This window comes from Psychrobacter sp. AOP5-GZ1-6, from assembly GCF_052376345.1.
Taxonomy (GTDB): Bacteria; Pseudomonadota; Gammaproteobacteria; order Pseudomonadales; family Moraxellaceae; genus Psychrobacter.
This window is the reverse complement of sequence record NZ_JBQSVP010000135.1, coordinates 1-8,195: the sequence shown is the minus strand read 5'-3', so window position 1 is coordinate 8,195 and position 8,195 is coordinate 1. Positions and strand designations below refer to the sequence as shown.

Annotated in this window: 6 protein-coding genes; 2 read left to right on the top strand and 4 right to left on the bottom strand. The window is 42.9% G+C overall.

The window, feature by feature from the left end:
• Window positions 1-11 precede the first annotated feature (11 nt).
• From ACT3RN_RS13135 to ACT3RN_RS13120, 4 genes are all read right to left on the bottom strand, one after another.
• A complete protein-coding gene (locus tag ACT3RN_RS13135; protein ID WP_192518643.1) occupies window positions 12-1,274 on the bottom strand; it encodes an ammonium transporter in 1,263 nt (420 codons plus the stop codon).
• 79 nt (window positions 1,275-1,353) lie between these two features.
• Entirely contained in the window at window positions 1,354-1,692 is a 339-nt protein-coding gene (locus ACT3RN_RS13130) for a P-II family nitrogen regulator (protein ID WP_010197981.1), read from the bottom strand.
• Between the two features lie 483 nt (window positions 1,693-2,175).
• Complete coding sequence (locus ACT3RN_RS13125; RefSeq protein ID WP_192518642.1) at window positions 2,176-3,030, bottom strand: universal stress protein; 855 nt, start codon at window positions 3,028-3,030, stop codon at window positions 2,176-2,178.
• A gap of 148 nt (window positions 3,031-3,178) precedes the next feature.
• Entirely contained in the window at window positions 3,179-4,678 is a 1,500-nt protein-coding gene (locus ACT3RN_RS13120) for a SulP family inorganic anion transporter (protein WP_192518641.1), read from the bottom strand.
• Between the two features lie 600 nt (window positions 4,679-5,278).
• Here ACT3RN_RS13120 and murD point away from each other — a divergent pair.
• Both murD and ftsW read left to right on the top strand, forming a co-directional pair.
• A complete protein-coding gene (gene murD, locus ACT3RN_RS13115; RefSeq protein WP_192518640.1) occupies window positions 5,279-6,691 on the top strand; it encodes a UDP-N-acetylmuramoyl-L-alanine--D-glutamate ligase in 1,413 nt (470 codons plus the stop codon).
• Between the two features lie 266 nt (window positions 6,692-6,957).
• Window positions 6,958-8,154: a putative lipid II flippase FtsW gene (gene ftsW, locus ACT3RN_RS13110; protein WP_192992274.1), complete on the top strand. Its 1,197-nt coding sequence runs from the start codon at window positions 6,958-6,960 to the stop codon at window positions 8,152-8,154.
• The last annotated feature ends 41 nt before the right edge of the window (window positions 8,155-8,195 follow it).

Below are 8,195 nucleotides of genomic sequence, written 5' to 3'. Positions count from 1 at the left end.
GCTTAAAGTTCTTATCTTACAAACTCTGGATATGCGTCCATACCACACTCTGCTATATCTGCACCTTCATACTCATCTTCTTCAGAGATACGGATGCCCATGACTGCTTTGATAATTGCCCAAGTGATTAAGCTGGCAACAAACACCCAAACAAAGATAGTAGCAGCACCAGCAATCTGACCTACAAACGAAGCCGCTGGATTGGTAATCGGTACGATTAATAGACCAAATAAACCAACAACACCATGCACTGAAATAGCACCGACTGGGTCATCTATTTTGATTTTGTCTAAGGCTAAAATAGATAGCACCACGATAACACCAGCAATCATGCCAAAGAGTGTTGCTTGCAATGCAGTTGGAGTAGATGGTTCAGCTGTAATAGCAACCAGTCCTGCAAGTGCACCATTTAAGAGCATTGTTAAATCAGCTTTGCCAAAGATAAGGCGCGCTATGATTAAAGCACCAATTGCACCACCAGCTGCAGCTGCATTAGTATTCAAAAAGACCATAGCAACCGAGTTTGCGCTAGCGATATCGCCAAGTTTGAGTACTGAACCACCGTTAAATCCGAACCAGCCCATCCACAAGATGAGAGTACCAAGTGCTGCTAATGGTAGGTTGGCACCTGGAATAGCACGTATTTCGCCGTTAGGACCGTATTTACCTTTACGTGCTCCTAATAGTAATACGCCTGCTAATGCTGCAGCAGCACCTGCCATGTGAACGATACCAGAACCTGCAAAATCAGAAAAGCCCATGTCACCTAAGTTGAACATGCCAAACACATCATTGCCACCCCAAGTCCAGCTACCTTCTAGTGGATAGATGACACCAGTCATCACCACGGCGAATAGCAAAAAGGCCCAAAGCTTCATGCGTTCAGCCACAGCCCCTGAAACAATTGACATACAAGTTGCGACAAACACCACTTGGAAGAAAAAGTCAGATGCAGCAGAGTAGACAGAGTCACCATCAAAGCCGTTTTCAGCTGAAGTAGCTAAAGCACTGGCTACTAATGTATCGTCACCTGCGATACCACTTAAAAACAAGTCGCCACCGTACATAATGGCATAGCCACATATCATGTACATAGTACAAGCGATAGAGAAAAGTGCGACGTTTTTGGTTAAGATTTCAACGGTGTTCTTTGAACGAACCAGGCCAGCTTCTAACATAGTGAAGCCCGCTGCCATCCACATGACTAGCGCCCCACATATCAAAAAATAAAACGTATCAAGTGCGTACTGGAGCTCGAAGATTTGATTTTGCATATTAATTCCCCCTTGAATTGATGCAATATAGCTATCGGTGTGATTCTATAATTCTATATTTATAGGTTAGTCATATGCCTTAAATAGCATCAGGACCTGTCTCGCCCGTACGGATACGAATGACTTGTTCAAGCGCGGTCACGAAGATTTTTCCGTCACCAATTTTGCCAGTGCTAGCGATGCGAGTGATCGCCTCGATAGCAGGTTCGACCATCTCATCGATAACAGCCACTTCGACTTTTACTTTCGGTAAAAAGTCCACCACGTATTCTGCGCCACGATAAAGTTCTGTATGACCTTTTTGGCGACCGAAACCTTTAACTTCAGTTACGGTGACACCTTTGACACCGATGTCAGAAAGCGCTTCACGTACATCATCGAGCTTAAACGGTTTTAAGATCGCAGTGATTAGCTTCATAAAATATTCCTTATTTGTGTGATGCTGCAGGTTGATAGAGGCATTGTGGTACATCGTCTCGCTGCCATGCTTACTAATAAGTTATTCAAGAACTGTGCCAATTTACTCAAGGGGGATAGGTAAGATTGGGGGTTTGTGCTCAAAAACTTTTATTTTTATGGCAAGGAGTACAAACTATGCTACCACGGTAAGCACTATTGTTATGCACATAAATAGCGTGTATCAACCGTTGGCGTTGAATCAACGAAAACTTTATTATAACCAACTTTTTAGGTGCTTGGGGAGGCGATCCATGTATTTCATGTGATGATTTGCTAAATTGATTCACTATATGAAAATGCATTGAAAATTAGGCTTAACAAAAGCTTTAGAGAGTAAGGTGATAAGTCGCATGAATAGGTGACAGCGCTTGACATAAGTACTCGTGCGCTGTACCTGAAAAGACGAAAATAGTTAGCAGTTCAGTGACAGGCCAGTGTGAGCCTAGCCTTTAGGAAATAGGAGGTACGGTGTTTTGGTGCTGCCCAGTAGCTTTTTTGTGTCGCTGCCTTGTAGTAGCTCGCGAATACGAGACTGGCCGAAAGCTCCGGTCATGAGTAGGCCGATATTATTTTCATTTTGATAATAGTTCAAAGCAGCAGTGACATCGCGGCAGTCAAGCAATGCTTTTTTTGCTTTAATGCCTGCTTGTTTGAGCCTTGCATAGGCTTCACGCAGGGCATCACAGTTCTCAGAACTTTCTTTGCCTACCATGACAATGTGAACGGTGAGTGCACGAATAAGTGCTGTTTTGCATAGCCAATTGAGCAGCTTATGGCAGGTTGGGCTGTTGTCAAAGGCAAACAAAGCAGTAGCAGGGGGCAAAAATGGTGCATGAGTCACCAAAATGGGGCAGTGACTGACTCGAATCAGTTGGCTCAACGTTGCTTTACAGGTGACATTGTGGCCTATAACGATGAGCTGTGCTTTATCGTCGACATAATCGATACTTTCGCTGAGGTTTTCATGCCGATGTAAGGTATAAGTGGTTAGTTTGTGATGCTGCTGATCGCAGTAGGTAGTGGCTTGGTGCAGGAGCAATTTACCTTGTGACTTTAGCTCATAGTTACCTAAGTTTTCTTTGGTTGTAAATTGCTCGAGCAGCATATTTTCATCATCGACATTTAAACAGCCAGAATAATTTAACGCCGCTTTTTGTTGCAAGCTCGGTACAGAGTGCAGTAGTCCAATAGGTGCTTGTAAGCGCGTAGACGCCCACATGCTAGCTTCTAGCACTGCTTGTACATGATCAGGGCAGTCCAAGCAGGCGATTACGCTATCTAGTTTCAAATTACTCATAAGAACACCAAATCATTCTAGTCATAAAAATACAGCTGCTTGGTGTCAGAATGGGATGTCAATATTTACCCAACTCTATCAACCAATACAGCTGTTTCTTAAATTACTTCGTAATTAGTCAGCACTCACTTTATAAGTGCAGCATTGCTTAATCTAATAAGCCAATATCTCGTCGATCATGAACAGAGAAGCGATCAATCATCGTACGGCTGGCTTTGTTGAGTCCTACTACTTTGACATCAATCCCTTCGCGCTGCAAGCGCATGACCAGTTTGTCTAACGTATCAATCGCACTAACATCCCAAAAGTGGGCTTGACTAACATCAATCTGTACCTTGTCTAAGGCTTCTTTAGTATCAAAGCTATGCAAAAACTGCGTCGTAGAAGCAAAGAACACTTGGCCCTGCACATAATAATAACGGGTATTAGAGCTTTCGTCATATTCACTAAAGATGGTCAAGAATTGACCAATCTTATTGGCAAATGCCAGAGCAGATAGTAGGACACCGACGCCCACACCATAAGCTAAGTTATGCGTAAACACTGTGGTCAATACAGTCGCTAGCATGACAATGTTAAAGGACATTGGGTGGGTTTTGAATTCACGAAGAGATTGCCAGTTAAAAGTACCAATAGATACCATAATCATGACGGCAACCAATGCTGCCATTGGAATTTGGCTGACCCACTCGCTTAGGAATACCACCATAATTAATAAAACCACACCCGCAATCATGGTTGATAAACGTGTACGTCCACCAGATTTGACGTTGATCATCGACTGACCAATCATGGCGCAGCCTGCCATGCCACCAAAGAAACCTGATACCACGTTGGCAATACCTTGACCACGGCATTCTTTATTTTTATCACTTGGCGTATCGGTTAGTTCATCGACGATTGTCGCAGTCATCATAGACTCTAATAAGCCAACGACAGCCAATGCGATAGAGTAAGGCGCAATAATTAGCAAGGTGTTTAGGTTCAATGGAATATCAGGTAATAAGAACATTGGTAATGAATCTGGTAAATCACCCATACTACCGACGTTACGAATATCGAGGTTCATGTACATGGCAACAGCGGTCAAGCCAACGATACAGACAAGCGGAGAGGGAATCACGCGACCAATCTTTGGAATGAGTGGAAACAGATAAATAATCGCTAGGCCTACGGCTGTCATGATATATACCGTCATACCAACACGTTCAGTCATCGGGTTTAGCTCAGGCAGCTGTGCGGCAAATATCAAGATTGCTAGCGCATTGACGAAGCCAATGACTACTGAGCGCGAGACAAAGCGCATTAAGTTGCCCAGCTTTAAAATACCCATTACAACCTGAATCACACCGCATAATAAAGTCGCAGCGAGCAAATATTGCAAACCATGATCGGCAACTAAATCAACCATCACCAGTGCCATTGCGCCGGTCGCTGCCGAAATCATACCTGGGCGACCACCGACGAAACTGATGACGACGGCGATACAGAAGGAGGCGTATAAGCCGACTTTTGGGTCAACACCAGCAATAATAGAAAAGGCAATGGCTTCAGGGATGAGTGCTAGTGCGACTACCAAACCTGATAAGACGTCACCGCGAATATTGGAAAACCACTCGTCACGTAAATTATCAATAAAAGATGTCATAAGTAAACTGCATAGGGTTAGGGGTAAAAAAAGTAATCATTACTCATTAATAAAATGATCGCGTCGCTACAAAGGTAGCTGTCCATCTTTCTTATGCCACGACAGGCATTGAGTCATGTGGAGGCATTGAATTATTAAAAATTGATAATAAGTATGTCTACTGATTTGTTACTGGTGTCACAAATACGCTTGCCAATAATTAGGATATATTAAACACTTGACCATAACTCAAAGCAGATTGTTTAGTGTAAGGTACTTGAAAAGTATACCTACAATAACAACTGGTGAAATGAGCAATGACTTGTCGCGGTAGAAGTAAGAATCTTTGCTAAAAGAGATGTGACAATTGTATGTTGAATAGGACAACATGCTAAACTAAAAGGCCTGGCTCAACACCTAGTCACATACAGATTAGGGCGGTTATTATAGCACTAGCCACGCAATATAAAAACAGGCGCATAATAGCATAAAGTCAGAAAAAATCAGTACCGAAATCCGGAGGATGCCGTTATGATGCTTTTCATATCCATGGCATCCTTTACTGCTTGATAAAGTCGATTTACTTAATACCATTTTGTCCGACCAATAAAAGGAATAAATATGACCGCTAATACTGCAACTGATGCCTTACTTCATAAAGGCAATGGTCTACAAGTCGTGGTTGGCTTAGGTCAATCGGGGTTGTCCGTAGCGCGTTATTTGGCCAATCAAGGTTATCAGGTAGCAGTCACTGATGCTCAGGCACATCCTGGTTTAGCGGATCAATTACCAGTTGATATTGATATTCGCCAATTTGGCGAGATTGATGCTGAACTTTTACAGCAAGCAGCCCGTATTATTATCAGCCCTGGTATCTCTCTTGCTACGCCAGCTGTTGCTGCGGCACGTCAAGCTCATATTCCAGTGGTTAGTGATATCCAGCTATTTTGTGAAGCCTGCACAGTACCAATAGTGGCTATTACAGGCTCTAATGCCAAAAGTACCGTGACTACATTGGTTGGGCAGATGGCAGCGGATGCGGGCGTCAATGTTGGCGTCGGTGGTAATATTGGTATACCTGCACTTAACTTATTGGACAATCCTGATATGGAGCTTGCAGTACTTGAGCTGTCTAGCTTTCAGTTAGAGACTGTAACCAATCTAGGTGCACAGGTGGCAACGGTTCTGAATATGTCGCCCGATCATCTAGATCGTCATGGTGATATGCTTGGTTATCACCAAGCCAAACATCGTATCTTTCAGGGTGCTAAGTCTGTGGTCGTTAATCGTGAAGACGCATTAACGCGCCCATTGGTTGCCGACAATTTACCGAGAGTGAGCACTGGTATTCATGCTCCTGATAAGGGGCACTATGGACTCATTACTGACCCTGAAGGTCAAATTTATCTTGCTCATGGTACAGAAAGGCTACTATCGGCAGATAAACTGTTGATTAAAGGACGTCATAATTTACTCAATGCACAGGCAGCATTAGCACTTGGTGAGCTTGTTGGCTTACCCATTGATGGTATGCTAAATACCTTGCAGCAGTTTACAGGCCTTGAACACCGTTGCCAATATGTAGCAAAGGTTGCTGACATTGATTATTTTAATGATTCAAAAGGCACTAATATTGGCTCAACCATGGCAGCCATCGAAGGTTTAGGCGCTGTTTATGCCCCAAAAGACGGTAAGCTATTATTGATTTTAGGCGGACAAGGTAAAGGCCAACAATTTGGTGAGCTGACGCCCTTTATTAATAGATACGTTAGCCAAGTGATTTTCATCGGTGATGACTCGCAATTGATTGAGCAGCATCTACGAGACGCTGATATAAGTGCTGATGTGGCACTACATCAATGCCAAAATTTAGAAAATGCTTTTGCCATGATTCAGCAAGTGACATCGAGTAGCTTATCGCAAGTGCAAGCCGTATTATTGTCACCCGCCTGTGCGAGCTTTGACCAATATAGTGGCTTTGTGGCTCGTGGTGAGCATTTTAGTCAATTGGTTAGCCAACTAGCAGGTGGGTAAGTAAACAGGTTCGTATGATTGCTCACTAAGTATTTTGATAAATAATCAAATGACGTGATAAGCCGCTACTGAACGATTCTTTATCTTAAGCAAGCATTTTCTGTATAAATGATTGTTTTGATTATAGATTACTGCTACTGTCAATCATAACCAGTTAATCACGTAATATGCCGAATTATTTACTTTGGTTTGATTTATCTTATATTTTTTTAAACGGTGGCGTTTTATAGACGCCGTGTTTTTCGTTCGTTAGTGTATATAAAATTATGGCGATCTCTTCTTTTTTTCGTTCTTCCTCTCAATCAAAACAAGCTACTGGCTCTGATGGTATTCTTTCTATGCCATCCGCACGCGCTGTTTTAATATCAAGCGTCGGCTGTATGCTGGTGCTCAGTTTGTTGATGGTGGCCTCTGCTTCTATTCCTTTTGCACTTAGTCGTGGTATGACCGAGCTGCACTTCTTCAAAAATCAGCTGTTGTACATGACAATCGGGCTAATTATGGCCGCTATTCCTTATTATATGGTGTCTTTACGAACGCTATATAAGACTGAAACGCAGTTTGTTTTATTAGGTATTACAGGCGTTTTGCTAGTGGCAACATTGTTTAGTACGCCGATTAACGGCTCCAAGCGTTGGCTAGATTTGGGCGTGTTTAACTTTCAGGTGGCAGAATTGGCTAAATTGGTCATGATTGTTTTTGTCTCTGATTTTGTGGTGCGTCGCTCGTTTGAGGTTCGTAATGGCTTGGATGGCTTTTTACGAATTGTGCTGGTGGTGGCTCTCATTACTATGTTGTTATTATCACAGCCGGACTTTGGTTCTTTTGTCGTGATTCTAGGTACTATCTTTGCGATTTTTTATATCGCTGGTGCGCCTTACAAGCACTTTTTAGCACTGGCTGCAGCGGCTGTTGGTGGTGCGGTTTTGATGGTAACAACAGCGCAATACCGATTGGTACGTGTGATGTCATTTATAGATCCATTTGATGATGTACAAGACACAGATTATCAGCTAGCACGTAGTTTGATCGCCTTTGGTCGTGGCCAGTTTACGGGTGTGGGCTACGGAGAGAGTGTACAAAAATTATCGCATTTACCAGAAGCGCACACGGATTTTTTATTGGCGATTACCGGTGAAGAGCTAGGTTTTGTGGGGGTGACTATGATACTCATCCTTGAAGCACTGATTATCGGTAGTGCGATGCGTATTAGCTATAATGCTTTGAAACGTCGGCAGATGCGTATGAGCTATACAGCTTTCGGTATCGGTGTGGTATTTATTGCACAGACTATCATTAATGCGGCGATGAATATGGGCGCGATTCCGACCAAAGGTTTGACCATGCCGTTCTTTAGCTATGGTGGTTCCTCTATGTTGATTAGTTTAGTCATGGTTGCGCTGTTGCTAAAAATATATAAAGAAAGTCCTGAGATAGAAAAAAATCAATGTCGTTATTATTAGAACGCACTGAGCACTCCACGAAAAACGTTTGGTGTCATGTA

Bases quoted from the DNA above. Each gene is read 5' to 3' on its own strand.
- ACT3RN_RS13120 (WP_192518641.1), bottom strand. From the start codon at position 4,678: ATGACATCTTTTATTGATAATTTACGTGACGAGTGGTTTTCCAATATT.
- ACT3RN_RS13130 (WP_010197981.1), bottom strand. From the start codon at position 1,692: ATGAAGCTAATCACTGCGATCTTAAAACCGTTTAAGCTCGATGATGTA.
- murD (WP_192518640.1), top strand. From the start codon at position 5,279: ATGACCGCTAATACTGCAACTGATGCCTTACTTCATAAAGGCAATGGT.
- ftsW (WP_192992274.1), top strand. From the start codon at position 6,958: ATGGCGATCTCTTCTTTTTTTCGTTCTTCCTCTCAATCAAAACAAGCT.
- ACT3RN_RS13135 (WP_192518643.1), bottom strand. From the start codon at position 1,274: ATGCAAAATCAAATCTTCGAGCTCCAGTACGCACTTGATACGTTTTAT.
- ACT3RN_RS13125 (WP_192518642.1), bottom strand. From the start codon at position 3,030: ATGAGTAATTTGAAACTAGATAGCGTAATCGCCTGCTTGGACTGCCCT.